This window comes from Nocardioides sp. GCM10023255, assembly GCF_042653125.1.
Classification (GTDB): Bacteria; Actinomycetota; Actinomycetes; order Propionibacteriales; family Nocardioidaceae; genus Nocardioides.
This window is the reverse complement of sequence record NZ_JBHSHU010000011.1, coordinates 1-25,338: the sequence shown is the minus strand read 5'-3', so window position 1 is coordinate 25,338 and position 25,338 is coordinate 1. Positions and strand designations below refer to the sequence as shown.

23 protein-coding genes are annotated in these 25,338 nt (G+C 72.6%); 16 read left to right on the top strand and 7 right to left on the bottom strand.

Going from position 1 to position 25,338, the window contains the following annotated elements; all coding sequences use genetic code 11:
• Window positions 1–50: 50 nt before the first annotated feature.
• The 4 genes from ACFO9I_RS18955 (at window position 51) to ACFO9I_RS18940 (ending at window position 1,990) form a co-directional block, all read left to right on the top strand.
• Window positions 51–596 carry a GNAT family N-acetyltransferase gene (locus ACFO9I_RS18955; RefSeq protein WP_379183717.1) on the top strand — a complete coding sequence of 182 codons (546 nt, stop codon included), beginning with the start codon at window positions 51–53 and terminating at the stop codon, window positions 594–596.
• 111 nt (window positions 597–707) lie between these two features.
• A complete protein-coding gene (locus tag ACFO9I_RS18950) occupies window positions 708–935 on the top strand; it encodes a hypothetical protein (RefSeq protein ID WP_379183715.1) in 228 nt (75 codons plus the stop codon).
• Window positions 936–977: 42 nt separating this feature from the next.
• Entirely contained in the window at window positions 978–1,691 is a 714-nt protein-coding gene (locus ACFO9I_RS18945; RefSeq protein ID WP_379183713.1) for an AzlC family ABC transporter permease, read from the top strand.
• The gene (locus tag ACFO9I_RS18940; protein ID WP_379183711.1) at window positions 1,688–1,990 is read left to right on the top strand and encodes an AzlD domain-containing protein; all 303 of its coding nucleotides are present in this window, start codon (window positions 1,688–1,690) and stop codon (window positions 1,988–1,990) included. The genes ACFO9I_RS18945 and ACFO9I_RS18940 overlap by 4 nt, the downstream gene beginning before the upstream one ends.
• 63 nt (window positions 1,991–2,053) lie before the next feature.
• Here the strand turns inward: ACFO9I_RS18940 and ACFO9I_RS18935 are convergent, their stop codons facing one another.
• Entirely contained in the window at window positions 2,054–4,018 is a 1,965-nt protein-coding gene (locus ACFO9I_RS18935) for a PTS mannitol transporter subunit IICBA (RefSeq protein WP_379183709.1), read from the bottom strand.
• Window positions 4,019–4,231: 213 nt separating this feature from the next.
• Between ACFO9I_RS18935 and ACFO9I_RS18930 the strand changes: the two genes are divergently transcribed.
• The gene (locus ACFO9I_RS18930; RefSeq protein WP_379183708.1) at window positions 4,232–5,290 is read left to right on the top strand and encodes a zinc-dependent dehydrogenase; all 1,059 of its coding nucleotides are present in this window, start codon (window positions 4,232–4,234) and stop codon (window positions 5,288–5,290) included.
• A gap of 103 nt (window positions 5,291–5,393) precedes the next feature.
• Here ACFO9I_RS18930 and ACFO9I_RS18925 read toward each other — a convergent pair whose 3' ends face one another.
• Both ACFO9I_RS18925 and dapB read right to left on the bottom strand, forming a co-directional pair.
• Window positions 5,394–6,995 carry a M4 family metallopeptidase gene (locus ACFO9I_RS18925; RefSeq protein ID WP_379183707.1) on the bottom strand — a complete coding sequence of 534 codons (1,602 nt, stop codon included), beginning with the start codon at window positions 6,993–6,995 and terminating at the stop codon, window positions 5,394–5,396.
• 147 nt (window positions 6,996–7,142) lie between these two features.
• Entirely contained in the window at window positions 7,143–7,889 is a 747-nt protein-coding gene (dapB, locus tag ACFO9I_RS18920) for a 4-hydroxy-tetrahydrodipicolinate reductase (RefSeq protein WP_379183901.1), read from the bottom strand.
• Window positions 7,890–7,982: 93 nt separating this feature from the next.
• Here dapB and ACFO9I_RS18915 point away from each other — a divergent pair, with 93 nt between their 5' ends.
• The 3 genes from ACFO9I_RS18915 to ACFO9I_RS18905 all read left to right on the top strand — a co-directional run bounded on the left by ACFO9I_RS18915 (window position 7,983) and on the right by ACFO9I_RS18905 (window position 9,726).
• The gene (locus ACFO9I_RS18915; RefSeq protein WP_379183705.1) at window positions 7,983–8,498 is read left to right on the top strand and encodes a class I SAM-dependent methyltransferase; all 516 of its coding nucleotides are present in this window, start codon (window positions 7,983–7,985) and stop codon (window positions 8,496–8,498) included.
• Between the two features lie 80 nt (window positions 8,499–8,578).
• Window positions 8,579–9,178 (top strand): sigma factor-like helix-turn-helix DNA-binding protein, encoded by a 600-nt coding sequence (locus ACFO9I_RS18910; protein ID WP_379183703.1) that lies wholly within the window; start codon window positions 8,579–8,581, stop codon window positions 9,176–9,178.
• A complete protein-coding gene (locus ACFO9I_RS18905; RefSeq protein ID WP_379183701.1) occupies window positions 9,175–9,726 on the top strand; it encodes a hypothetical protein in 552 nt (183 codons plus the stop codon). The genes ACFO9I_RS18910 and ACFO9I_RS18905 overlap by 4 nt, the downstream gene beginning before the upstream one ends.
• A gap of 8 nt (window positions 9,727–9,734) precedes the next feature.
• Here ACFO9I_RS18905 and ACFO9I_RS18900 read toward each other — a convergent pair whose 3' ends face one another.
• From ACFO9I_RS18900 to ACFO9I_RS18885, 4 genes are all read right to left on the bottom strand, one after another.
• Window positions 9,735–11,114: a M16 family metallopeptidase gene (locus tag ACFO9I_RS18900; protein WP_379183699.1), complete on the bottom strand. Its 1,380-nt coding sequence runs from the start codon at window positions 11,112–11,114 to the stop codon at window positions 9,735–9,737.
• Window positions 11,115–11,121: 7 nt separating this feature from the next.
• Complete coding sequence (locus ACFO9I_RS18895) at window positions 11,122–13,371, bottom strand: polyribonucleotide nucleotidyltransferase (RefSeq protein ID WP_379183697.1); 2,250 nt, start codon at window positions 13,369–13,371, stop codon at window positions 11,122–11,124.
• Between the two features lie 364 nt (window positions 13,372–13,735).
• On the bottom strand, window positions 13,736–14,011 hold the full coding sequence (rpsO, locus tag ACFO9I_RS18890) for a 30S ribosomal protein S15 (RefSeq protein ID WP_379183695.1): 276 nt from the start codon (window positions 14,009–14,011) through the stop codon (window positions 13,736–13,738).
• Between the two features lie 255 nt (window positions 14,012–14,266).
• Window positions 14,267–14,512, bottom strand: coding sequence for a DUF6458 family protein (locus ACFO9I_RS18885; protein ID WP_379183693.1), 246 nt, complete (start codon window positions 14,510–14,512; stop codon window positions 14,267–14,269).
• A 91-nt stretch (window positions 14,513–14,603) separates the two neighbouring features.
• Here ACFO9I_RS18885 and ACFO9I_RS18880 point away from each other — a divergent pair, with 91 nt between their 5' ends.
• The 8 genes from ACFO9I_RS18880 to ACFO9I_RS18845 form a co-directional block, all read left to right on the top strand.
• Window positions 14,604–16,736, top strand: coding sequence for a molybdopterin-dependent oxidoreductase (locus tag ACFO9I_RS18880; protein WP_379183691.1), 2,133 nt, complete (start codon window positions 14,604–14,606; stop codon window positions 16,734–16,736).
• A 253-nt stretch (window positions 16,737–16,989) separates the two neighbouring features.
• On the top strand, window positions 16,990–18,219 hold the full coding sequence (locus ACFO9I_RS18875; RefSeq protein ID WP_379183689.1) for a hypothetical protein: 1,230 nt from the start codon (window positions 16,990–16,992) through the stop codon (window positions 18,217–18,219).
• Between the two features lie 37 nt (window positions 18,220–18,256).
• A complete protein-coding gene (locus tag ACFO9I_RS18870) occupies window positions 18,257–19,141 on the top strand; it encodes a hypothetical protein (RefSeq protein WP_379183687.1) in 885 nt (294 codons plus the stop codon).
• Window positions 19,125–20,429 carry a hypothetical protein gene (locus ACFO9I_RS18865; protein WP_379183685.1) on the top strand — a complete coding sequence of 435 codons (1,305 nt, stop codon included), beginning with the start codon at window positions 19,125–19,127 and terminating at the stop codon, window positions 20,427–20,429. Before ACFO9I_RS18870 ends, ACFO9I_RS18865 begins: the two co-directional genes overlap by 17 nt.
• A 4-nt stretch (window positions 20,430–20,433) precedes the next feature.
• Window positions 20,434–20,982: a hypothetical protein gene (locus ACFO9I_RS18860; RefSeq protein ID WP_379183683.1), complete on the top strand. Its 549-nt coding sequence runs from the start codon at window positions 20,434–20,436 to the stop codon at window positions 20,980–20,982.
• Entirely contained in the window at window positions 20,979–23,174 is a 2,196-nt protein-coding gene (locus tag ACFO9I_RS18855; RefSeq protein ID WP_379183681.1) for a hypothetical protein, read from the top strand. Before ACFO9I_RS18860 ends, ACFO9I_RS18855 begins: the two co-directional genes overlap by 4 nt.
• 1 nt (window position 23,175) lies before the next feature.
• Window positions 23,176–24,423: a hypothetical protein gene (locus tag ACFO9I_RS18850; RefSeq protein WP_379183679.1), complete on the top strand. Its 1,248-nt coding sequence runs from the start codon at window positions 23,176–23,178 to the stop codon at window positions 24,421–24,423.
• 54 nt (window positions 24,424–24,477) lie between these two features.
• Window positions 24,478–25,338: M20/M25/M40 family metallo-hydrolase (locus ACFO9I_RS18845; protein ID WP_379183677.1), on the top strand; the 861-nt coding region annotated here is incomplete at its 3' end.

Genomic DNA, 25,338 nt, shown 5'->3' with positions numbered 1-25,338 from the left:
CGCCAAGGTCCCCCGGCGGCCGTCGCGGGCCGCACTGTCAGGATGGCGGCATGACCAGCCCGACCGCCGACGTGTCCGTGCGCGTGGCCTGGGCGGACGACGCCCCGGCCGTCGCCGAGCTGCAGCTGCGCGCCTGGCGGGAGAAGTACGCCGGCCTGGTGCCCGCCGAGTCGCTGCCCTCGGACGTCGAGGCCGCGGCGGCCGCCTGGCGGGCCTCGCTGGTCTCCCCCGGCGACGCCCGCAACCGGGTGCTGGTCGCCCTGGAGCGCAACCGGGTCGTGGGCCTCGCGGTCACCTCCCCGGCGTCCGACCCGGACTGCGACCCGGTCGCCGACGCGGAGCTGCGGGAGATCACCGTCGACCCGGCCGACCTGGGGCGCGGGCACGGGTCGCGGTTGCTGCAGGCGGCCGTGGACACGCTGCGGGCAGACCGCTTCACCCGGGCGGTGCTGTGGGCGGTCTCCACCGACGACGCCCTGCGCGGCTTCCTCACCGGGGCGGGCTGGGCCACCGACGGGGCGCACCGCGAGCTCGACCTCGACGGGCAGGGCACCACCCGCGTCCGCGAGGTGCGCCTGCACACCGCACTGGACTGAGCGGCGCTGGACCGGGCCGGGGCCGGAAGGCTCTTGATTTTCCGGCCCGGAGGGTGACCATGGAGGACGTCGGCACGCACTCGACTCCGGGTGGCGCCGCCGCAGAACGGGGTGTCTTCAGTGTTCGGTCCTCTTCCTCGGCTCCACCGGCTGGTCCTGGTGGCCGCCGCGCTCGTCATCGGCGTCGCGTCCGGCGCCTGGCTCGCCCACTTCACCGCCCTTCCGGTCGCCGTCTCGGCGGGGGCCGTCATGGGTGCGGTGGCCGGGCTGCTGCTGGCCTACGCGCTCGTCCACGACTTCCACACGCCCTCCCGACCGGTGCGCGTCCGCCGGCACTGAGACCGGGCCGCCGTCCTGCGCGGCCGTTGTTACGGTCGCCGGGTGCCCGACGAGACCCTGACGCCCGCCGACCGCGGCGCGATCGTCCGTGACAGTCTCGGGGTGGGCATCGCCACCGGGGCGTACGGCGTGTCGTTCGGCGCCGTCTCCGTGGCTGCCGGGCTGAGCGTCGCGCAGACCTGCGCGCTGTCCCTGGTCATGTTCACGGGCGCCTCGCAGTTCGCGTTCGCCGGTGTGCTCGCCGCCGGTGGCGCCCCGCTCCCCGGAGCCCTGACCGCCCTGCTGCTCGGCACCCGCAACACGTTGTACGGGCTGCGCCTGGCCCCCCTGCTGCGCTGGTCGGGGGCCCGTCGCCTCCTGGCGGCGCACGTGCTGATCGACGAGTCCACGGCGATGTCGGTGACGCGACCGAGCACCGCCGCCGCCCGGCTCGGCTTCCTCACGACCGGCGTGACCATCTTCGTGCTCTGGAACCTCGCGACCCTGCTGGGTGCGGTGGCCGGCACCGCCATCGGCGACCCCCGCACCTACGGGCTCGACGCCGCGGTGGGGGCGGCATTCCTCGCCCTGCTGTGGCCGCGCCTGAAGGACGCCCGCAACCGGCTCGTGGCGCTGGCGGCCGCCGCCGTGGCCCTGGCGACCGTGCCGCACTCTCCGGCCGGCGTACCCGTGCTGGCCGCGGCCGGGGTGGCGCTGCTCGCCGGCGTCCTCACCCACCGGGCCGACCCCACCGAGCTGCCGGAGCCACCTCGATGACGTGGGCCGCGATCGTCCTCGGCGGGTTGGGCTGCTACCTGCTCAAGCTGGCCGGGCTCTCGGTGCCGGCGCGGGTGCTCGACCACCCGGTCGTCGAGCGGGTGGCCGACCTGGTGCCCGTGGCGCTGCTCGCAGCGCTGGTGGCGGTGCAGGTGCTCGCGAGCGGGCAGGGGCTCGTGCTGGACGCCCGGGTCGCGGGGATGGCCGTGGCCGTGGGCCTGCTGGTCCTCCGGGCCCCGTTCCTGGTGGTGGTCTTCGCAGCGGCCCTCACCGCGGCGCTGCTGCGCGTCTGGGCCTGAGAGCGCCGGGAGGCCCCGCACCCGAGGGTGCGGGGCCTCCCGGCGCCGAGTGGTACGACGGGGTCAGGCCCCGGCGCCGGCGCTCACGCCGCCGAGCAGCCGGAGCACGTCGGCCGGTGACTGGGCCGCCTCGAGCTCGGCAACCCGGGCCGGGTCGACGAACACCTGCGCGATCTGGCCGAGCAGGGCGAGGTGGTCCTTGCCCGCGCCGGCGATCCCGATCACGAACTTCGCCTCCTTGCCCTTCCAGTCGATCCCGTCGGAGTACCGGACGAACGAGATCGCCGTCCGCCGGATCGACGGCTTGGCCTCGTTGGTGCCGTGCGGGATCGCGAGCAGGTTGCCCATGTGGGTGGACACCGACCGCTCGCGCTCGTGCATCGCGTCGACGTACGCCTCGTCGACCGCGCCGCAGGCCACCAGCAGCCGTCCGGCCTCGGTGATCGCCTCGTCACGGGTCCGGGCACGTCCCTCGAGGACGATCGACTCCTCGGCGAGGACCTGCATGACCTCCTCGTCCTCGGCCGCCAGCGGCGCAGCGGCTGCTCCGGCCCCGTCGGCGTTGGTCGCGTGCAGCAGCTCGACGATCTCGTCGTACCGCGGGCTGCCCATGAAGTTGTCGACCGACACGTGCAGCGCCGAGGGCGTGCGCTGCTGCGCCCGCTCGGTGAGGTCCTGGTGGGTGACCACCAGGTCGTGCTCGTCGGCGAGGTTGGCGATCGCCTTGTTGATGACCGTGACGTCGCCGAAGCCGGCCGCCTGGATCTTGCGTCGCAGGACCGACGCACCCATCGCGGAGGACCCCATCCCCGCGTCGCAGGCGAAGACGATGTCGCGGATCGGACCCTGGTGGTGCTCACCGAGGGCGTCGACGGCGAGCACGTCGGAGGCCAGCGACTTCTTGCCCTTCATCGCCTCCATGGTGGCGGTGGCGTCGAGCAGGTCACCGTCCTCGGCGCGGTCCATCTTCAGCAGCACCGACCCGACGAGGAACGAGACTGCGGCAGCACCGAAGACACCCACCGTGATGCCGAGGAAGTCACCGCCCGGCGTCTGGGCGTACACCGCGATGATCGAGCCCGGAGCGGCCGGTGCGCGCAGCCCGACGTCGAAGAGCACGAGCAGGAAGACCCCCGTCATGCCCCCCGCGAGCGTGGCCAGGATCATCTTGGGCTTCATCAGGATGTACGGGAAGTAGATCTCGTGGATGCCGCCGAAGAACTGGATGATCAGCGCGCCGGGGGCGGAGGCCTTGGCGAGGCCCTTGCCGAAGAACGTGTAGGCCAGCAGCAGGCCGGCGCCCGGGCCGGGGTTGGCCTCGAGCAGGAACAGCACCGACTGACCCTTGTCGGCGGCCTCCTGGATGCCGAGGGGTGTGAGCACGCCGTGGTTGATCGCGTTGTTGAGGAACAGCACCTTCGCCGGCTCGATGAAGATCGAGGTCAGCGGGAGCAGGCCGTGGTCGACCAGGGTGTTGACGGCGTCGCCGAGCCACTCCGTGAACTGGCGCAGGACCGGAGCCAGCGCGAACATGCCCAGGATGGCCATGATCCCCGCGAAGATCCCGGCCGAGAAGTTGTTGACCAGCATCTCGAAGCCGGGTCGGATCCGGTGGCTCCAGAGGGCGTCGAGGTGCTTCATCCCCAGCGCCGTGAGCGGTCCCATGATCATGGCCCCGAGGAACATCGGGGAGCCACCCTTGTCACCGATGAAGACCGGGTCGCTGGTGGCCATGATGACGCCCATGACCGAGAACGCGCCGACGACGCCGCCGCGGACGTCGTAGACGATCTTGCCGCCCGTGTAGGCGATCAGGATCGGCAGCAGGTAGAAGATGGCCGGGCCGACCATCGTGGCGATCTTCTCGTTCGGGGTCCATCCGTCGGGGATGAAGAACGCGGTGATCAGACCCCAGGCGATGATCGCGCCGATGTTCGGCATGATCATGTTGGACAGGAACGTCCCGAACTTCTGCACGTGGACGCGCGCCGAGCGGCGTGCGACCGGGTTCTGCGTGGCAGTCGCCATGCTCATTTCCTCCTCAGGAAAGCCAGCCGAGGCTGGCCGCTCCTCATCCGCGCGCGCGGGCCGCTGTGTGACGCACGTCATGCGGATCTGTGATTGTCTGTATATCCCGCCGAAAATGCCCACGTCAAGGCTTTTAGCCAACAGATTCACAGGCAAACACAGATATACGGGTGGTAGTGTCGGCCCACACCCGTGTAGCGACCAGGAGGAACCATGAAGGCACTGCGCTTCTACGCCCCCGAGGACCTGCGCCTCGAGGACGTGCCGGAACCCGAGTGCGGGCCGGGCGAGATCAAGCTGCGCGTCCGCAACTGCTCGACCTGCGGCACCGACGTGAAGATCCTGCACAACGGCCACCAGAACCTCACTCCCCCGCGCACCATCGGCCACGAGATCGCCGGCGAGGTCGTGGAGGTCGGCGCCGACGTCAACGCGACGTACGGCTCGCAGTGGCAGGTCGGCGACCGGGCGCAGGTCATCGCGGCGGTTCCCTGCGGTGACTGCTACGAGTGCGACAAGGGCTGGATGGCCGTCTGCCAGAACCAGACCTCGGTCGGCTACCAGTACGACGGCGGCTTCGCCGAGTACATGATCGTGCCCCAGCAGGTCCTCAAGGTCGACGGGCTCAACCGCATCCCCGACAACGTGGGGTACGACGAGGCCTCCGCCGCCGAGCCGTTCGCCTGCGCGATCAACGCCCAGGAGCTGCTCGGCATCGAGGAGGGCGACACCGTCGTCGTTTTCGGCGCGGGGCCGATCGGCTGCATGCACATCCGCATCGCCCGCGGCGTGCACAAGGTCGGCAAGGTCTTCCTCGTCGACGTCAACGCCGAGCGGCTGAAGATGTCGGCGGACGCGGTCCAGCCCGACGAGGTGATCAACGGCGCCGAGGTCGACGTGGTCGAGCGGGTCATGGAGCTCACCGGCGGTCGGGGCGCGGACGTCATCATCACCGCCACCGCTGCGAACGTCACCCAGGAGCAGGCCATCTCGATGGCCGCCCGCAACGGCCGGATCTCCTTCTTCGGCGGCCTCCCCAAGACCAACCCCACCATCACCTGCGACTCCAACCTCGTGCACTACCGCCAGCTGCACATCCACGGCGCCAACGGGTCGGCGCCCGAGCACAACAAGCGGGCGCTGGAGTACATCGCCACCGGCCAGGTCCCGGTCAAGGACCTGATCACCGAGCACATCCCGCTGGAGCGGGTCCTCGACGCGTTCTCGATCGTCGAGAAGGGCGAGGCCATCAAGGTCACCGTCGAGCCGTAGTCACGAGGTCGCCGCGGCCCGGGCTCGCACGGACAGAGGCTCGGACGGACAGAGGGCCCGCACCGGTCACCGGTGCGGGCCCTCTCCCCCGTTCGGGACGCCGTCAGGCGACGTTGACCGCGCTCCAGGCCGCGGCCACGGCGTTGTACTGCGCGCTCGTGGCGCCGTACAGGTCCTTGGCGGCGTTGAGCGTGGCGGTGCGGGCGCCCTTGTAGTTGGTGCTGGAGGTCATGTAGACCGTCAGCGCGCGGTACCAGATCTTCGCGGCGGCGTCGCGGCCGATGCCGGTGACGGTGGAGCCGTTGCAGGTCGGGCTGTTGTAGGAGACGCCGTTCAGGGTCTTGGCGCCCGAGCCCTCCGAGAGCAGGTAGAAGAAGTGGTTGCCGACGCCCGAGGAGTAGTGCACGTCGTCCTGGCCGACCAGCGTCGACCAGCAGTCGTACGACGCGCCGTCGCTGCTGGGCTTGTCCATCCGGCGGAAGCCGGCGTGTTGCTTGAGGTCGAACTCCTCGCCGATCAGGTAGTCGCCCGGGTCGTTGCTGTTCGCGGCGTAGAACTCCACCATCGTGCCGAAGATGTCCGAGGTCGCCTCGTTCAGGCCGCCGGACTCGCCCGAGTAGGTCAGGCCGGCGGTGTTCTCGGTGACGCCGTGCGACATCTCGTGGCCCGCGACGTCGAGCGAGGTGAGCGGGCCGTAGCTGGTCCCGTCGCCGTCGCCGTAGGTCATCTTGGTGCCGTCCCAGAAGGCGTTGACGTAGCCGTTGCCGTAGTGCACCCGGTTGTAGGAGCCGGTGCCGTTGCCGAAGATGCCGTTGCGGCCGTACGTGTTCTTGTAGAAGTCCCACGTCATGTTGGTGCCGTACTGCGCGTCGACCGCGGCGGACTCGCGGCTGCTGGTGGAGCCGTTGCCGAACAGGTTGTCCGGGCTGGTGAACAGCGTCCCGGTGGCGCAGCCGCTGCCGAAGAGCTGGCACAGGTAGGAGTCCGACTTGTTGTTCATGTCGGTCGTGTAGGTGTTCCCGCGGGTCGGGTCCTTGAGCTGGTAGGTCGAGCCCGACAGCGTCAGCTGCAGCGGCACCGTGCCGCCGTAGAGCGACTGGCCGGAGCCGTCCACGGTCTGGATCTGCTCCTCGCGGCGCAGGACCGTGCCGGTGCGGGCGTCGACGTACGACGCGAGCCGGCTGGGCGTGCCGTCCTCCTGCACGCCACCGGTGAGGACCTCCCACGCCAGCCGCGGGGTGCCCGAGGTGGCGTCCACGACGAGGCGGGGCTCACCGCTGGCCTCGAGGCCGGAGATGGTGCGCGTCGCCCTCGCCGGAGCCAGGGCGCGCGCGGAGGCGGTCGCGGCGGTGACGGTGGGCGTCGTCGAGAGGTGCAGCGGGGCCGCCAGCGTCTGGCTCACGCCCTGCCAACCCGCCTCGGGGCCCTGGTGGACGACGAGGTCGCCACCGAGCACCGGGATCCCGTGGAACGTCCGCTCCATCCGCACGTGGGCGCTGCCGTCCCGGTCGATGACGGTGTCGGTGGCCCGGAAGGCCTGGCCCGCGGCGTCGCGAGCCGCCCCGGGGTGCTGCTGGAGTGCCGTGACGGCCGCGGTCACCGGGTTCGGCGCCCCGGCGGCCTGGCCGTTGGCGGATCCGGCCTGGGTGCCGATGGTGCCGGCGGCCAGCACCGCCACGGTGGCGAGCCCCAAAGTCCTGCGCATGAACATCCCTCTCGTCGTACCCGAAGTTGACTGGCCGCTTCCTGGAGGGAGAGCGGCCCGCAGAGCGTTGCAAGGCCCAACGAGAGAGGGAACGCAGGGTCACCTGCAGATTCGTGCAGCGCACGAACCTGCAGTTCCTGCGGGCGCTCAGCCGAGGTCGAGGAAGCCTTCCAGGCCGACGGTGAGGCCCGGGTGGTCCGCGATCGCGCGCAGCCCGGTCAGCACGCCCGGGGTGAAGGACGCCCGGTCCAGCGAGTCGTGCCGGATGGTGAGGGTCTCCCCCACGCCGCCGAGGACGACCTCCTGGTGGGCGACCAGCCCGCGGATCCGCAGGCCGTGCACGCGGATCCCGGCGACGTCGGCGCCGCGTGCGCCTTCGAGGGCGGTGCTGGTCGCGTCGGGCACCGGCCCGCACCCGGCCTCGGCCCGCGCGGCAGCGATGAGCTCCGCCGTGCGCCGTGCGGTGCCGGACGGTGCGTCGGCCTTGTCGGGGTGGTGCAGCTCGACCACCTCGACGGACTCGTAGAACGGCGCCGCGACCGCGGCGAAGCGCATCATCAGGATCGCGCCGATCGAGAAGTTGGGGGCGATCAGCACTCCGGTCCCCGGGGAGTCCGCCAGCCAGCCCCGCAGCGTGTCGAGCCGCTCGTCGTCGAACCCGGTCGTGCCGACCACGGCGTGGATGCCGTTGCGGATGCAGAACTCGAGGTTGGCCATCACCACGTCGGGGTGGGTGAAGTCGACGACGGCGTCGACCCCGGCCGAGGTGACCTCCTCGATCGGGTCGCCGGCGTCGACCCGCGCCACCAGCTCCAGGTCGTCGACCGCGTCCACCGCCCGGCAGACCTCGGACCCCACCTTGCCGCGTGCGCCCAGCACGCCCACCTTCGCCACGTTCCGCTTCGTGCTCACCGCCACAACCTAGGCCATGCAGGACACGGCGAGGTCCGGTGACGCCCTCCGCGCCCTTCTGGCAGGCTGTGACCCATGGTGGTGCAGACGATTCCGGCGCGCATCCGGTGGGCAGTGGACCTCATGGACGTCCAGCCGGCCGACCACGTGCTCGAGATCGGGTGCGGTCCGGGGGCTGGCGCCGAGCTCATCTGCAGCAAGCTGCAGACCGGCAAGCTCTTCGCGATCGACCGCTCCGAGTCCGGCGTGGACCGGACCAAGCGGCGCAACGCGAAGTACGTCGAGGCGGGCCGCCTCACCGTGCGGCAGATCGACCTCGCCACCCTGCGGGTCCCGGTCAAGCGACTGCACAAGGTGTTCGCCTTCAACGTCAACCTCTTCTGGGTGCGCGAGTGCGCCGACGAGGTGGCCCTCCTGCACGAGCGTGTCCTGCCCGGCGGCGCCGTCTTCCTGTTCTACGAGGCCAACCGGGCCGAGCTGGTCCCGACCATCGTGCAGAAGGCCTCGGCCGCCCTGGCCGGCAGCGGCTTCCGGGTCTCGGTCGTGGAGCAGAAAGCCCCGGCCGTCGTCGGCATCATCGGCCGTCGATAAGTCTATTTCCTGATGCGCGGCTTGCATTAGGCAATTTCCTTAAGTACGGTGGCCATCAGGCCGAGACCGAGGAGGCAGCCGTGGCCGTTGCCGTCCTGACCGTGGACCAGCGGGGCAGTCGCACCAGCGACGACCGCATCCCCGCGACCCTCGAGGCGCTGGCGGGTGTCGCCCTGCTCCGCCCGTTCGAGCGCACCGCCGGCGACGAGTTCCAGGGCGTGCTCGACGACCCCGCCGCCCTCGCCCCGGTCGTGGAGGCGCTGCTGCGCGAGGCCGCCTGGAACATCGGGATCGGCATCGGTGAGGTCGAGCTGCCGCTGCCGGAGCACGCGAACGCCGGCCGCGGGCCGGCGTACCTCCACGCGCGCCAGGCCGTGACGACCGCCAAGAACAGCCCCTGGCACCTGCGGGTGGCCGGCGACTCCCCCGCGGCGCGCGCCCTGGAGACGACGCTGTGGCTGTGGGCCGCCGTGCTCGCCCGACGCACCGCCCGCGGGTGGGAGGTCGCCGACCTCGTCGACGAGGGCCTCTCCTACGAGGAGGCCGCGCAGCGGCTCGGCATCAGCCAGTCCGCCGTCAGCCAGCGCGCCCAGGCGGCCGGCATCGTCGAGGGCCGGCGGGCCCGCGAGCTGGTCACGCACCTCGCCGACGACCTGCTCGGCACGGAGGTGGACGCGTGACCCCGGGGAACTACGGGCAGCTGGTCGTCACCCTGCTGGCCTGCGGCGTCGTGGCAGGAGCCTGGGGCTGGTCCCGGCTCGGGCTGCGCATCTGGGCGCCGGCCAGCCTGGTGCTGCTCGCGGCCGCCGCGCTGGTCGCCGCGGTCCCCGCCGACGTCACCCTCGACGGTCGCGGCGGCCGGGTCGCGCTGGTCGCGCTCGCGGGTGCCCTGGCCGTGGTCGGCGGCGGCCCCGTCACCTCCCGCGTCTTCGCCCTGGTCGACCGGGGCGAGACCGAGGCCCGGTCCATGGACCGGGCCGGCCAGGTGCTGCGGGGCGGCGCCTGGATCGGGGCCCTGGAGCGGGCCGCGATCTTCGCCTCCCTCGTCGCCGGCTGGCCCGAGGGCCTGGCCGTGGTGCTGGCGCTGAAGGGGCTCGGACGCTACCCCGAGCTGCGGGCGGCCGAGGACGGCGTCCGGACGGGTGCGGCCGAGCGCTTCATCATCGGCACGTTCACCAGCGTGCTCTTCGCCGCGGCCTGCGCCGGCGTCGTCGTCCTCGTCGTCTGAGCGTGCGCTCAGGACGGGCCGACGACCGCCAGGATCTCCGGCCGGGAGAACAGCTCGGCGGCCACCTCGCGCACCTCCTCGAGGGTCACGCCGTCGATGCGCGCGATCACCTCGTCGATGCTCAGCAGCTCGTCGTAGACGAGCTCGGCCTTGCCGATCCGTGACATCCGCGACCCGGAGTCCTCCAGACCGAGCACCAGCCCCCCGCGCAGCATCCCCTTGCCGCGGGAGAGCTCCTCGGCGGTGATCCCGTCGGCGGCGACCTTCGCGAGCTCGGCGCGGACCACGGTCAGCACGTCGTCGAGCTTGCTGGGCAGGCAGCCGACCGAGACGCCGACCAGGCCCGAGTCCGCGTGGTGGCTGGCGAAGGAGAACACCGAGTAGGCGAGCCCGCGACGCTCACGCACCTCCTGGAAGAGCCGCGAGGACGTGCCGCCGCCGAGCGCGGTGTTGAGCACACCCAGCGCGAAGCGCCGGTCGTCCTGGCGGGTGAGCCCCTCCATCCCCAGCACGACGTTGACCTGCTCGAAGGGACGCTGCGCGCCGATCGTGCCGGGCGTGACGCGGCGGGTACGCGCCGCGTGCCGCGGCGGCACCGGGGCCTCCTCGCGGTCCAGCCAGCCGTTGCGCCCGAAGGCCTTGCGCACCTGGCGCACCAGCGCCTGGTGGTCGACGTTGCCGGCGGCGGCGACCACCATGGTGGCGGGCCGGTAGTGGCGCCGGTGGAAGCGGGCGATCTGGTCGCGCGTCAGCGCCCGGATCGACTCCTCGGTGCCGGCGATCGGCCGGCCCAGCGGGGAGTCGCCCCACGCCTGCGCGGCGAACAGGTTGTGCACCACGTCGTCGGGGTCGTCGTCGTGCATCGCGATCTCGTCGAGGATCACGTCACGCTCGGCCTCGACGTCCTCGGGGTCGAGCCGCGAGCTGGTGATCATGTCGCCGAGCACGTCCACCGCCAGCGGCAGGTCCTCGTCGAGGACCCGCGCGTGGAAGCAGGTGTACTCCTTGGCGGTGAACGCGTTGAACTCGCCACCCACCGCGTCCAGCGCGATGGAGATGTCGAGCGCGGAGCGCTCGGCGGTCCCCTTGAACAGCAGGTGCTCGAGGAAGTGCGAGCAGCCGTGCAGCGCGGGGGTCTCGTCGCGCGAGCCCACCCCGACCCAGACGCCGATGCTGGCGGAGCGGACGCCCGCCATGTTCTCGGAGATGACGCGCAGGCCACCGGGCAGGACGGTACGCCGCACGCGCGAGGTCACCTGGCCCTCGGCGTCGGTGACCGTCTGCAGGGTCCTGGTGGTCCCGCTCTTGCGGGCGGACTTCGGGGTGGAACCGGACGACCGGCCAGCAGAAGCCTGCTGGCCGGTCGTCGGAGCGTCGTGCTTGCTCACGCAGTGATCACTCCGCAGCCTCGGCGGCAGCCTCGTCGGCCGGCTCCTCGGAGCCCTCGCCCTCCTCGACCACCGGGATCAGGGAGAGCTTGCCGCGGTCGTCGATCTCGGCGATCTGGACCTGGATCTTCTGGCCGACCGAGACGACGTCCTCGACCGCGTCGACGCGCTTGCCGCCGGCGAGCGGGCGCAGCTTGCTGATGTGCAGCAGGCCGTCCTTGCCGGGCAGCAGCGAGACGAACGCACCGAAGTTGGTCGTCTTCACGACGGTGCCGAGGTAGCGCTCGCCGACCTCGGGCATCGTCGGGTTGGCGATCGCGTTGACGGCGGCGCGGGCGGCCTCGGCGGCCTCACCGTTGGTGGCACCGATGTAGACGGTGCCGTCGTCCTCGATGGACAGCGTGGCGCCGGTGTCGTCCTGGATCTGGTTGATCACCTTGCCCTTGGGGCCGATGACCTCGCCGATCTTGTCGACGGGCACCTTCAGGCTGATGATGCGCGGCGCGTGGACCGACATCTCCTCGGGCTCGTCGATGGCCTCGGCCATGACGTCGAGGATCGCCAGGCGGGCGTCCTTGGCCTGGGTCAGCGCCTGGGCGAGGACCTCGGCCGGGATCCCGTCGAGCTTGGTGTCGAGCTGCAGCGCGGTCACGAACTCGCGGGTGCCGGCGACCTTGAAGTCCATGTCGCCGAACGCGTCCTCGGCACCGAGGATGTCGGTGAGGGCGACGTACTGCGTCTGGCCGTCGACCTCGCCCGAGATCAGGCCCATCGCGATGCCGGCGACCGAGGCGCGCAGCGGCACGCCGGCCTGGAGCAGCGACATCGTCGAGGCGCAGACCGAGCCCATCGAGGTGGAGCCGTTGGAGCCCATGGCCTCGGAGAGCTGGCGGATCGCGTAGGGGAACTCCTCACGCGTCGGCAGCACCGGCAGCAGCGCGCGGCGCGCGAGCGCACCGTGGCCGACCTCGCGGCGCTTGGGCGAGCCCACGCGACCGGTCTCACCGGTGGAGAACGGCGGGAAGACGTACTTGTGCATGTAGCGGCGCGACTTCTCCGGGGAGAGGGTGTCGAGCTGCTGCTCCATCTTCAGCATGTCCAGCGTGGTGACACCCAGGATCTGGGTCTCGCCGCGCTCGAACAGCGAGGAGCCGTGGACGCGCGGGACCACGGCGACCTCGGCGTGCAGCGGACGGATGTCGGCCAGGCCGCGGCCGTCGATGCGGACCTTGTCGCGCAGGACGCGCTCGCGGACGAGCTGCTTGTTCAGCGAGCGGAACGCCGCGCCGATCTCCTTCTCACGACCCTCGAACTGGTCGGCGAGCTTCTCGAGCAGGCCGGCCTTGATCTCGTCGACCCGGGCCTCGCGCTCCTGCTTGTCGCCGATCGTCATCGCGGCGGCGGTGTCGTCCTTGGCGGCGGCCTCGACGGCGGCGTACACGTCGTCCTCGTAGTCGAGGAAGATCGGGAACTCCTGGACCGGCTTGGCGGCCTCCTTGGCCAGCTCCACCTGGGCGTCGCACAGCTGCTTGATGAACGGCTTGGCGGCGTCGAGACCGCCGGCGACGATCTCCTCGGTCGGCGCCTGGACACCGCTGCGGACCAGGGTCCAGGTCTGCTCGGTGGCCTCGGCCTCGACCATCATGATCGCGACGTCACCGGTCTCGGTCACCCGACCGGCCACGACCATGTCGAAGACGGCGTCCTCGAGCTGGCTGTGCGTCGGGAACGCGACCCACTGGCCCTCGATCAGGGCGACGCGGACGCCGCCGACCGGGCCGGAGAACGGCAGGCCGGAGAGCTGGGTCGACATCGACGCGGCGTTGATCGCGAGCACGTCGTACGGCGTGTCGGGGTTGAGCGCCATGACGGTGATGACGACCTGGACCTCGTTGCGCAGGCCCTTCTTGAAGGTCGGGCGCAGCGGGCGGTCGATCAGGCGGCAGGTGAGGATGGCGTCCTCGCCCGGACGACCCTCGGACCGGAAGAACGAGCCGGGGATCTGGCCCGCGGCGTACATCCGCTCCTCGACGTCGATCGTCAGGGGGAAGAAGTCGAAGTGGTCCTTGGGGTGCTTGCCGGCGGTGGTCGCCGACAGCAGCATGGTGTCGTCGTCGAGGTAGGCGGTCACCGAACCGGCGGCCTGGCGGGCGAGGAGCCCGGTCTCGAACTTGACCGTGCGGGTGCCGAACTTGCCGTTGTCGAGGACGGTCTCGACGGCGGAGATCACGGGACCCCCGGCGTTGGTGTCAGTCAAAGGGGTACATCCTTCTTGTTCGCGGAGCGATCCGCGGCGTCCCGCTCTGGCGGCGGGGTCTCGGGACGAGCCCCCGCCGGGTCCCTCGGCGTGACGTCTGTGCTGACGTCCACGGGAGGGGGCCGGTCTTCGATCGAGGCCCGCAGATCCGTGCCCGCACCGGAATCCGGTGGCCGGGCGACGTGCGCCCGGTGGTCGAGCTGTCGGGATCCTGAGAGCCACTACCGAGGACCGGGCCGAAACGGGCGGGTCGCTCCTGGTGGGTCGTGCGTTGCGTTTCAGTTGTTGGTGCCGGTCCGACCCTAGCGGGAAAGGACCGAAATGTGACGGGAGCGGCTGCCCGGAAGGGCAGCCGCTCCGAAGGTCATCGACGCAGGCCGAGACGCTCGACGATCGAGCGGTAGCGGTCGATCTCCGTCTTCTGCAGGTAGTTCAGCAGGCGACGGCGCTGACCGACGAGCAGCAGCAGGCCACGACGGCTGTGGTGGTCGTGCTTGTGGGTCTTGAGGTGCTCGGTGAGGTGGCTGATGCGGTGGCTCAGCAGCGCGATCTGCACCTCGGGCGAACCGGTGTCGCCCTCGGTCGTGGCGTACTCGGCGATGATCTTCTTCTTGGTCTCCGCGTCGGTACCGATCGACATGCGGGGCTCCTTCCGGTGCTTGGTTGCGCGGCGCGCCGGGGCCTGTTCACCCGGGCACTCTGGATCCGCGGCCGTTGGACGGCAGTGGTGCGTGGACGTCGCCCACGTCGGGGCAACCGGTGAAGACTATCAATCCGCGCGTGCTCCACCCAATCCGAGCGCAGGCGGCACCGACCCCTCGCCGGACCGGCACACGACCGCCCCGGCCCGACGAGGTCGGGCCGGGGCGGTCACGGGCGGTCGGACCGCCGGCGGTCAGACGGCCGGCGGCGCGTCGTCCCGGCGCTCGGTGACGGTGCGCGAGCCGTCCGCGTGGGTCGTCACGGCGGCCGAGCGGCGGCTGCGGTTGGCCTGCGCCGCGGTGAGCACGATGACCAGCACGCCGGCGAGCGTGAGGATCCACCCCACCATCGTCAGGTCGACACCGCTCAGCGAGTCCGTGACCGCCAGCGCGAGGATCAGCCCCAGCGCGAGCAGGAAGACTCCGAGTCCGTATCCCATCGGTTGCGTCCCTTCGATCGTGCCGCCCCCGGCGGGGCGGACTTGAGCGTGCCAACGATCCATACCCCGTTCGGGGTGCGAGGATGCGGTGATGCAGACCACCAGGATCGGCGTGTGCAACCTGTGCGAGGCGATCTGCGGCCTGCGCATCACCCTGGAGGACGGCGTCGTGACCGGGATCCGGGGCAACCCCGAGGACCCGCTCTCGCGCGGCCACATCTGCCCCAAGGGGATCGCGCTGGCCGATGTGCACGCCGACCCCGACCGGCTGCGCCGACCCGTCCGCCGGGTGGTCTCGACGAGTCCCGGTGGTGACGAGCCGGAGGTCCGGTGGGAGGAGATCGGCTGGGACGAGGCCCTCGACCTCGCGGCCGAGGGCCTGGCCGCCGCGATCAACGACCACGGCCGCGACGCGCTCGCGATCTACCTCGGCAACCCCAACGTGCACAGCCTGGGCTCGATGACCCACGGCACGGCCCTGGTGAAGGGGTTCCGCACGCGGAACAAGTTCAGCGCGACCTCGGTCGACCAGCTCCCCCACCAGCTGGTGGCCCACCTGATGTACGGCCACCAGCTGTTCCTGCCCGTCCCGGACCTCGACCGCACGTCGTACTTCCTCGTGCTCGGCGCCAACCCGATGGCGTCCAACGGCTCGCTGATGACCGCGCCGGACTTCCCGGCCCGGTTGCGCGAGCTGAAGGCGCGCGGCGGCCGGATGGTCGTGCTCGACCCGCGCCGCACCGAGACCGCCCGGGCGGCCGACGAGCACCACTTCGTGCGGCCCGGGACGGATGCGTTCGTGCTGCTCGCCATGGTCAACGTCCTCGTCGCCGAGGGGCTGACGTGTCCGCCGTCGTACGTCGACGGGCTGGACGAGGCCACCGCGGCCGTCGCCGACTTCACCCCGGAGCGGGCCGAGGCGGTCAGCGGCCTGGCCGCCGACGACATCCGCCGGATCACCCGCGACTTCGCGGCCGCCGACGGCGCGGTCGCCTACGGGCGCGTCGGGGTGTCCACGCACGCCTTCGGCACCGTGTGCCAGTGGGCGGTCCAGCTGCTCAACCTGCTGACCGGCAACCTCGACCGGGTCGGCGGCGCGATGCTCACCCACCCCGCGATCGACGCGGTCGGCACCGGCCTGATCGGGCGCGGCCACCACGACCTGTGGCGCAGCCGGGTGCGCGGGCTGCCGGAGTTCGCCGGCGAGCTGCCGGTGGCCGCGCTGCGCGAGGAGATCGAGACCCCCGGCGAGGGCCAGGTGCGGGCGCTGCTGACGCTGGCCGGCAACCCCGTCCTGTCGACCCCCGACGGGGCGGCGCTGGACCGGGCGGTCGCCGGTCTGGACTTCATGGTCGCCGTCGACATCTACGTCAACGAGACCACCCGGCACGCCGACGTGATCCTGCCGCCGACCACCGCGCTCGAGCGCGACCACTACGACCTGGTGTTCCACCTGCTGGCCGTGCGCGACACGGCGCGGTTCACCCCCGCCGTGCTGGAGCCCGAGAAGGGCGCGCTGCACGACTGGCAGATCTACCGCGAGCTGGCCCGGCGCACGACCGCGCTCCTGCGCGTCAAGCCCCCGCTGCGCAAGCGGCTGGCCCAGCGGGCGCGGCTGTCGGCCAGCCCGACGGTGCTGGTCGGGCTGCTGCTGCGCCGGGGTCGTTCGGGGGTCACCCTGCGCCGGCTGCGCGCCCACCCCAGCGGCATCGACCTCGGTCCGCTCCGCGCCGGGCAGCTCCCCGAGCGGCTGCCCCACCCCGGCGGGCGGGTCCGGGCCGCGCCGCCGCTGGTGCTCGACGACCTCGAGCGGCTGCGCACGGTGCCGCAGCCGGACCCCGACGGGCTGCTCCTCGTCGGGCGTCGCCACCAGCGTGACTGCAACTCCTGGCTCCACAACGCCGAGCGGCTGACCCGCGGCCGGCCCCGCCACCAGCTGCTCATGAACCCGGCGGACCTGACCGCACGCGGGCTGGCCGACGGCTCCGTCGTCACCGTCGCCTCCGCCGTCGGGAAGGTACGGGTGGAGGTGAGCGCCAGCGAGGAGATGATGCGCGGCGTCGTGTCCCTCCCCCACGGCTACGGGCACGCGCTCCCGGGCACCCGGATGACCGGAGCGGCCGCGGTCCCCGGCGTCTCCATCAACGACCTCACCGACCCCGCGAGGCTCGACGTGTCCGGCAACGCCGCGCTGACCGGGCTACCCGTCACCGTCACCGCCTGACCCTCCCGGGCCAGGACTCCTGGCCCGGCCGGGGTCGCACGCTCGTGGTTGCGCGTCCCGGTGACACATCTCCGGGCGACCCCGGAACAGCGACCCGGACCCGGTGACCACGCCTGCCCGACCCCGGTCCGGCGACCCCGCTCGTGGGACTACTGCGTCCGCCCCCCTCGCCGTTCACTGGTGGCCACCACACCGGCGCTCCCGGAACCCCGGGTCCGCCCGCCGGCTCGAAAGCGCTGAGAGGACAAGGCCCATGACGCAGGCGCACACCGAGTTCGAGGACGAGCTCGAGATGGAGGAGGAGTACGAAGCGGAGGACGAGGCCTTCCTCGGGGGCATCGCCAGGATCGCCGGCTCCCTCCTCGGTGAGGAGGAGTACGAGGACGAGTACGAGCTCGAGATGGAGGAGGAGCTCGAGGGCGAGTACGAGGACGAGTTCGAGATGGAGCTCGAGTCCGAGTTCGAGGGCGAGACGGAGGACGAGTACGAGGACGAGGCGTTCCTCGGCGGCCTCGCGAAGATCGCCGGCTCCCTCCTCGGCGAGGAGGAGTACGAGCTCGAGGGCGAGTACGAGGACGAGGCGGAAGCGGAGGCCGAGCTGTTCTTCAAGCGGATCGGCAAGGCGCTGCGCCGGGCGGCCCCGATGCTCAAGCGCATCGCGAAGACCGCGGCGCCGCTGCTGGCCACCGCGGTCGGCGGCCCCGCCGCCGGCATGCTCGCCAAGGCCGTGACCTCCCAGCTCGAGGGTGAGTTCGAGGACGAGCTCGAGTCGGAGCTGGAGGAGATGGCCACCGCGCCGGTCACCTCGAGCCAGGCCCAGGCGGAGTACCTCGCCGCCCGCGCCTCCGCGACGGAGTCCGAGGCGGAGGCCGAGAGCTTCGTCGGCTCCGCGGTCGCGATGACCATCAGCGCCCGCGAGCGCCGCGAGCTCGAGCGGCTGCTCCCCCACCTGCTGCGCGGCGCCGCGGTCCTGACCCGGGTGCTGCACCGCAACCCCGCCAGCCGTCCGGGTGTCCGCCTGGTCCCGGGCATCGTGGGCTCCAGCGCCCGGACACTGGCCCAGCTGCAGGCCGGCGGCCGTCGGCTGCGTCCCGAGGACGTCGGGGCCGTGATGGCCGGCAGTGCCCAGCGGGTGCTGGCCGACGGCCGCTGGCAGCGTGCGGTGTCCCGCCGCCACGCCCGCGGACTGGCCCAGGTCAACCGCCGTCGCCCGCGCCCCGGCTACCGGCGCCCGACGTACGCCGGCGCGCGCCGCGGACCGGCGACGATCCGCCGCCGCCCCACGGCCGTGCGCACCGTGCGCGCCGGAACCCGTGTCGCCCGGCCCCGTCCCGGTTTCGTCCGGGTCGTGACCCCGGTCCGGGTCCCCGCTCGCGGCGGCGCACCCGCCCGGACGGTCCGGGTCGTCAGCGACGTCAAGGTCCCCCGCGGCGCGGTGCCGTCCGGACGCCCCGTGGGCGTGGCCGCCGGCCGGCGGCGCTGACCGCCCCGCCCACCAGCCCGCACCAGGAGGAGTCGACATGACCACGTTGAACCACCGCTACCCCGCCATCCAGGGCGAGTACGAGGACGAGTACGAGTCGGAGCTCGAGGGTGAGTACGAGCTCGAGGAGGAGCTCGAGGACGAGTCGTTCCTCGGCCCGCTCGCCTCGATCGCCGGCTCCCTGCTCGGCGAGGAGGAGTACGAGGCGGAGTACGAGCTGGAGTCGGAGTACGAGACCGAGCTCGAGGAGGAGTTCGAGTTCGAGTTCGAGGCCGAGGCGGAGATGGAGATGGAGTCCGAGGCCGAGCTCGAGGAGGAGTTCGAGGACGAGGCCGAGGAGGAGGCCGAGGGGTTCGTCAACCCGGTGCGGCGCATCTACCGCGACGCCGAGACGATGGCGCACCTCGCCGTCCGCGCCGAGCGGGCGCAGAGCGAGGCCGAGGCCGAGGCCTTCGTCGGGGCGCTGGTCCCGATCGCCGCGCGGCTGATCCCGCGTGCCGCCTCGGTGCTCGCCCGCAACGCTCCGGCCCTGATCCGCGGTGCCACGCGGATCGCCCGCCGGCTCCGGCGCAGCCCGCAGACCCGGCGCATGGTCAGGGCGCTGCCGGTGGTGCTGCAGCGGACCGCCCAGAGCCTGGCCGACCAGGCCGCCAACGGTGTGCCGATCGATGCCACGACCGTGGTCCGCACGCTCGGCACCATGACCGGGCGGGTGCTGCGGCAACCCGCCTCGCCCGTGCGGGCGGTCACCACGTTCGACCGGCGCTGGCAGCGACGCGCCGCCTGGAACGCGCGCCGCCGCGGCAACCGCCCGTACCGCGTCTACAGCGGGCGGCCCGGCCGCGGCTACCGGCGGCCCGTGGCGCGCCCGGCGGTGCGCCCGGTGAACCGGCGGGTGGCCCGCCGTGTCCGCCGTCGCTGAGCGGGTCGGCCCGACCCACCCCGCTCGCGTGGGGGTGCGGAGGGCCGGCTCCGCACCCGACCCGGTCGCCGCGTTCGCGGTGAGCCAGGGCGTCAACGTCAGACGCCACCTCGAGGCGCTGCGCGACTTCCGGCGTTCCGAGTTCGGCACCGGGGTGGCCCGGCCGTCCGAGGGGCACGTGCAGGCGGTCAACGACCTGCTCGCCCGCCTGCGGCGCCCCCTGGAGACCGCGGTCCTCGAGGTGGAGGCCGCCGGCTCGGGCAGCGACCTGGGGGCGCTGCTCGACCTCAAGAGCAGGGCCCACGACTGGGTCCGCGCCACCGAGCGGGTCTGGGACTTCTACTTCGAGCTGTTCGGGCAGCGGCAGGGCGCCTTCGGTGACTGGCTCTACGCCTGCGACAAGATCGCCCTCGACTGCTACCAGCACGTGCACATGCACCTGGGCAGGCCCCGCTCGATCCCGAGCCCCGGCCCCTTCGCCTACATGCGCACCGGCTTCTCCCCCGCGACCTACCGCCGCAACATCCCGCTGCGCAAGCTGGGCCGCCAGCTCAACCCGTTCCCGTTGGTGCAGCTGCCCTACCACCGGCTGGTGAACCCCTGGACGATGGGCGCGGTGCTGCACGAGGTCTGCCACAACCTGCAGAACGAGCTCGCGCTCGAGAAGGAGGTCCCGCGGACCGTGCACCGGGCGCTGCTGGCCGCCGGACTGCCCCCCTCGGTCGCGCGGACCTGGTCCTCCTGGGATCGGGAGGTGTTCGCCGACCTCGTGGGCTGCATGCTCGGTGGGGAGGCGTTCGTGGCCTCGCTCATGGACGTCATCGGCCGGTCGCCCGCGCAGGTGCTGGCCTTCTCCCCGCGCGGCGTGCACCCGACGCCGTACCTGCGGACCTTCCTGTCCACCCACCTGCTGCGCCGGATGGGCTTCGACACGATCGCCGCCGACTACGAGCGGCTGTGGCGACGGCTCTACCCCTCCACGGCGGGCACGACGATCCCGCGTCCCATGCTCGAGTCGCTGCCCGAGGCGGTCCGGGTGGTGGTGGACGCGATCTGCTACACCAAGTTCCCCTCGCTCGGCGACAAGTCGCTGCGCCAGGTGATCACGTTCACCCCGCGCCAGCAGGCGATGATCGAGGAGGCAGCAGGCCGTCTGGCCCGCGGCGTCGACCCCGGCGTGGTCCCCGAGCGCTTCCTGATCGGGGCGGTCCGCATCGCCGTCGACCGCCGGCTGGCCACCCCCGACGTGCTGATGCGCAACTTCTACTCCGCACTCTCCGGGACGTGAGCACATGACGATCTCCCTCGCCCTGCGTGACCTGCGAGCCGCCACCGCCCGCCTGTCCGAGGCCGTCACCGAGCTGGTGATGATCGCGCACGAGGACCGCCCCGACGGCTGCGAGATGGCCGCCGTCGACCACTTTGCCGAGCAGGTCTCGGAGCTGCAGTCCTCGGTCGTCGCCGTCAGCCAGGAGCTCGCCGCCCTCGACGGGCCGGTGCCGGTCTCCCGGCGGATGCCGCTGATCGACGAGGCGCTCGCCGCCGCGAGCCAGTGCTACTGGCGCGACCTCCGCTCCTACGCCGCAACCGCCGCGATGCGCCAGGTCGCCCGCCGCGGCGGCCGGGACTGGCAGGCCTGGCAGGGCAGCATCGAGCAGTCCCAGCAGCGGTGCGAGCAGCCACTCGCCGAGACCGCGGCCGCGGCCCGCAGGGTCTGGCTGGAGGTCGCCGACCTGGTGACGCTCTGGTTGCGGCACCCCGAACCGGCAGTCGAGAACACCGAACCCGGAGGCAGGGCAACGACCGCCCCTCCCTCGTCGAGCAACTGGAGGACATCGTGACCACGAACCAAGCCCAGCCCCCCACGATCCCCGTGGTCGACGTCGACCAGGCGTTTCCCGCGATGGTCGAGACCCCCGCCCGGTCGGTGGCCGTGCCGGCCCTCGACCAGGGCCCGGCGGTCCGGACCGCGATCCGCAACGTCCTCGGCGTGCGCAGCCGCGAGCAGGACCCCAAGGCGTTCGTGGACGCCCTCACCGCGGCGTTCCGGCTGGTGCGGGTCGAGGGCCACGTCGAGTCACAGTTCGTGCCCCGCGGCTACGCCATCCAGGCCGACCTCGGCGCCGTCAGCGGCGGGCAGGCCTCGCTGTACCGGCGGGCCACCATCGCGCGCGCCGAGATCCTGCGCATCCTCGACGGGCTGACCCCGTTGCGCACCGACGGCGACCTCGACGACATGGAGGCCTACCGGGTGATCGTGCGCAACAGCGTGCAGAGCCTCGTCGACGAGATGGGCCTGCCCGGTGGGCCGCGCGTGGCCATGGTCGACAGCTACTTCGACGGCCTCGTCGGCCGGGGCGACGACGACGCGGACGGGGTCGGCGGCCAGCTCGGCGCGCTGCGTGAGCGCTTCGGCCTCGTCGACGACAACGTGAACACGATCGAGGAGGAGGGCCGTCGTACGGCGTTCTGGACGCTCGTCGACCTGGTGCGCGACCTGCGCAGCGCGTGGGGCGCCCAGCGGGGCCGCTTCTCCGGCACCGCCGGCAACGGGTTCCTCGGCACCGAGCTGATCCACGTCTCGCGCCTGATGGACGCGGCGGCCGACCAGGTCGAGGAGCTCGAGACGGTGCTCGACTCGGTGCTGATCGGCTCCGCGGAGCGCCAGACCATCCCGCTGGACAACCGGACCAACCTGACCCTCGACGGTCTGCTGAGCTGGCTGTCGGCGTTCCTCCACGACGAGGGCCGTCGGCTGGCCCAGGACGCCGGCCGCGACGGCATCGTCGCCGCGCTGGCGCCGACGGCGGTGGCCCTCGCCGACACCTTCAAGCGGTTCCTGGCCGACCCGCTGCTGCCCACGACCGGCGACGAGGACGAGCCGCCCGTGCGCTACCTGCCGGCCTCCTGCTGCCACGACTGGCCGCCGGGGATGTACGCCGCGCGGGTGCAGATCGCGGTCGCCAGCCTGTGCCGGCTGCTCTTCGAGCTGGCCCGCAGGGCTCAGCGGATCGGCCGCTGGGCGGGCGTGGTGCTGGTCGACATCAGCGTGTCGTCCCTCGGGCACACCGTGCCCGGCAAGTCGGGCAAGGAAGCGGTCAACGTCGAGTTCCGCGGCCTGAACCTCCGGTCGACCTACGAGCCCGCCTTCGTGCCGAGGAAGCTGCGTCGGGACGGGGACGGCTGCCGGGTGGAGACGCTGAACGTCAGGAAGCTGGTCCGACCCATACCGGGCACGGTCACGGCCGACGACGAGAGCATCTCAGGGCTGTTCCGCTACTCCGAGATCGCCCCGATCCTCGAGGAGGCGAAGATCTGGATCGCCTCGGACGGCGCGGTCTTCCCTGCGGCCGACGCACCGGTGGCGATCATCGACAGCGAGACCGGGCGCGCGGTGCACGCGCCGGTGCCCACCACCTGGCCCCGCCTGGTTCGCGCCGACCGGCCGGCCAAGCGCCCGCAGAAGAAGCTGCTGAGCCGGGTCGGCCCCGACCCGGGCGGCGGTCGGACCGCGACCACCTCGCCGCCGAGCGGCCGGCTCGGTGAGAACGCCGCGCGCTGGCGCCGGACGCACCCGCCGTCGCCGCCGGAGGAGGCCGGGAACGCGGTCGGCAACGCCGACTTCGTGCGCCGGACCCTGGCCGAGATGGCCGACCGCGTGACGCAGGAGCACGACCGGGCGGAGGCGGAGTACGTCGTCGCGGCCGGCGAGTTCGAGGAGGCGCGGCGGCGGTTCGAGGCGCTCCGCGCGGAGATCGAGGACGTCCGGCTCGAGCGCGAGCAGCGGACCGGCAGCCCCAAGAGCGCGCTGACCCGCAAGCTGACGGCGCTGGAGGACGACGCGGGGGTGGAGGAGGCGCGGCTGCAGGACCTGGCCGAGACCGCCGCCGCCCGTCAGGAGGAGCTCGCGGTGGCCCGCCGCATGCGATCGCTCCTGGACGAGGCCCGCGGCGCAGGTGAGTCGGTGCACGGCTACCTCCAGGCCCACCTGGAGGGGTTGAGCGAGGCGGACACGAACGAGGAAGGCCACTGAGATGCTGACCGAGAAGCAGTACCAGGAGCGGCTCGACCGGATCCAGGCGCTCCGCCAGCAGGTCGCGGACCAGCTGTCCGGCAGCCTGGTGTCCAACCCGGCGCTGGCCGAGGAGCTGAACCAGCAGATCGACGACCTGGAGGCCGCGGCGGTCCACGCGGACGACGACGCGGCGGCACCGCCGGACCGCGGGCTCGCAGCCCTGGTGGGCATCGGGCCGGAGGCCGCCCAGGACTTCGGCGACACGCTCACCACGCACGGCGTCACGCCGTACGACGAGACCGTCAACTCCGAGCGCATCGTTGCGGTCGGCGACCTCTACTACCTCTACCAGCACGAGCAGATCGGCGTCTTCAAGGTCGTGCAGAAGCTCAAGGAGCTCTTCGAGAGCGGCGCCGTCCGGCTCTCGGCGGGGCCCGGTGCCTACCGGCTCTACCAGTTCGACCGGCGCGACGTGCTGCGCTACACCCGCAAGGACCGGCACGACGCCTACCGCCGGGTGCTCGGCTACGGCCGCGGGCTGGGATCGGCGCAGAGCAGGCCGAACACCGATTTCCACATGCTCTTCGGCCACTTCGTCAACCAGGTCACGCTGTTCTGGCGCGACAAGCGGATCTCCGACGTCATCCGCGAACGCGCGATCGACCCGAGCTTCGGCTCGATCGCGGTGGTCAGGCGTGCGGGTCTCGACCTGCGCAACAACCTGAAGTTCACCTCGTTCGGCCACCTCAACGTGATGCGCATCGAGGTCATGCAGGTGCTCGAGGAGTGCTTCCGGATCCTGGGGTCCGAGGACGTCAAGGACCTGTTCGGGGCGGACAACGCCTGGGACGTGGTCGACGAGGTCCTGATCCGCTACTTCGACGAGCGGCTGCAGAGCTCGCCACGCCAGCGGATGGCCGTCACCGGTCGCGACGTGCTGCGCTGGCTGGCCGGCCCGCACATCCTGGAGACCTCGCGCGGCGAGTTCGAGGCGATGCTGATGAACATCGCGGAGCCCGCCGAGGAGTGGCTCACCTCCGCCCAGGCGATGAGCCTCGCGCGGCGCACCGGCAGCGACCGGGTGCTCCCCTGGGAGCAGCTCGGGCAGTCCGGCATCGCCGCGCCCGTGGCCGAGCGCAGCCCGCTCACGGTGCCGCCGGGGCTGGTGCAGCCGCGGCGCAAGGTGCCGCCGGTCTACCCGCGCCGCGGGGGCCGCGGCACCTACCGCGGCGGGCGCGCCGGGGTACGCCGCCCGGCGCCGCGCTGACCGCACGTGGACGTCCGTCTCGGGGCGGTCCGTGCCGCCGGGGCACGCTCCGCGGTGGCGGCCCTCCCCCGGCTCGAGGACTGGCTCCGCATCCCGTCGGTGAGCGGCTCGGCGGCGCACGCGGGTGACGTGGACCGTGCCGCCGCGTGGGTGGCCGGCTGGCTGCGGCGCGGCACGCCCGTGGTGACCACGCGGCGTACGTCCGCCGGACCGGTCGTGGTCGCGCGCACCCCCGCGCGGCACGGCCGGCCGACGCCCCTCACGGTGGTCTACGGGCACCTCGACGTGAAGCCGCCGGGGCCGGGCTGGTCCACGCCGCCCTTCGAGCCCACCAGGATCGGGGACCGCCTGCAGGCCCGAGGCGCGAGCGACGACAAGGGCCAGCTCATGGCGCACCTCGTGGCCCTCGCGACCTGGTCGGCGGCGGGTGGCCCACCGGGAGAGGTGGTGACGGTGGTCGACGGCACGGAGGAGGTGGGGAGCCCCGGCCTCGAGACGGTGCTCGCGTCGTGGCGGCGAGGCCCGCTGGCCGGACCGGTGGCCGCGGTCGTCGTGACCGACACCCGGGCGGCGGGGCCGGGCCGGCCCACCGTCACGGTCTCGCAGCGCGGCGCGGTCCCGCTCCGGGTGAGCGTCGACGTGGGAGGGGCGCCCGTGCACGCCGGCCGGCTGGGCGGCGCGGTCGTCGACCCCTCGCTGGTCCTCGCCGGCGCCCTCACGCGCGCGTCGGTCGCACTGGCCGCACTGGGATCGGCGTGCGCGTCGCGTGCCCCCCTGCCGCGCGACGTGGACGTCCGTGCGGCGGCCGGCGCGCGCGCCGTGCACGAGCGGGACCTGGCCGCGCGGGTCACGCGACGCGGTGCGCTGACCGTGAGCAGGCTGCGCGCGGGCGCCGCCGCCGGCGCGGTGCCCACG

What these genes read in the sequence shown, in the direction of transcription:
- ACFO9I_RS18955 (WP_379183717.1), top strand. Translation starts at nt 51, where the DNA reads ATGACCAGCCCGACCGCCGACGTGTCCGTGCGCGTGGCCTGGGCGGAC.
- ACFO9I_RS18940 (WP_379183711.1), top strand. Translation starts at nt 1,688, where the DNA reads ATGACGTGGGCCGCGATCGTCCTCGGCGGGTTGGGCTGCTACCTGCTC.
- ACFO9I_RS18935 (WP_379183709.1), bottom strand. Translation starts at nt 4,018, where the DNA reads ATGGCGACTGCCACGCAGAACCCGGTCGCACGCCGCTCGGCGCGCGTC.
- ACFO9I_RS18930 (WP_379183708.1), top strand. Translation starts at nt 4,232, where the DNA reads ATGAAGGCACTGCGCTTCTACGCCCCCGAGGACCTGCGCCTCGAGGAC.
- ACFO9I_RS18925 (WP_379183707.1), bottom strand. Translation starts at nt 6,995, where the DNA reads ATGCGCAGGACTTTGGGGCTCGCCACCGTGGCGGTGCTGGCCGCCGGC.
- ACFO9I_RS18915 (WP_379183705.1), top strand. Translation starts at nt 7,983, where the DNA reads ATGGTGGTGCAGACGATTCCGGCGCGCATCCGGTGGGCAGTGGACCTC.
- rpsO (WP_379183695.1), bottom strand. Translation starts at nt 14,011, where the DNA reads ATGTCGATCGGTACCGACGCGGAGACCAAGAAGAAGATCATCGCCGAG.
- ACFO9I_RS18885 (WP_379183693.1), bottom strand. Translation starts at nt 14,512, where the DNA reads ATGGGATACGGACTCGGAGTCTTCCTGCTCGCGCTGGGGCTGATCCTC.
- ACFO9I_RS18880 (WP_379183691.1), top strand. Translation starts at nt 14,604, where the DNA reads ATGCAGACCACCAGGATCGGCGTGTGCAACCTGTGCGAGGCGATCTGC.
- ACFO9I_RS18875 (WP_379183689.1), top strand. Translation starts at nt 16,990, where the DNA reads ATGACGCAGGCGCACACCGAGTTCGAGGACGAGCTCGAGATGGAGGAG.
- ACFO9I_RS18870 (WP_379183687.1), top strand. Translation starts at nt 18,257, where the DNA reads ATGACCACGTTGAACCACCGCTACCCCGCCATCCAGGGCGAGTACGAG.
- ACFO9I_RS18860 (WP_379183683.1), top strand. Translation starts at nt 20,434, where the DNA reads ATGACGATCTCCCTCGCCCTGCGTGACCTGCGAGCCGCCACCGCCCGC.
- ACFO9I_RS18850 (WP_379183679.1), top strand. Translation starts at nt 23,176, where the DNA reads ATGCTGACCGAGAAGCAGTACCAGGAGCGGCTCGACCGGATCCAGGCG.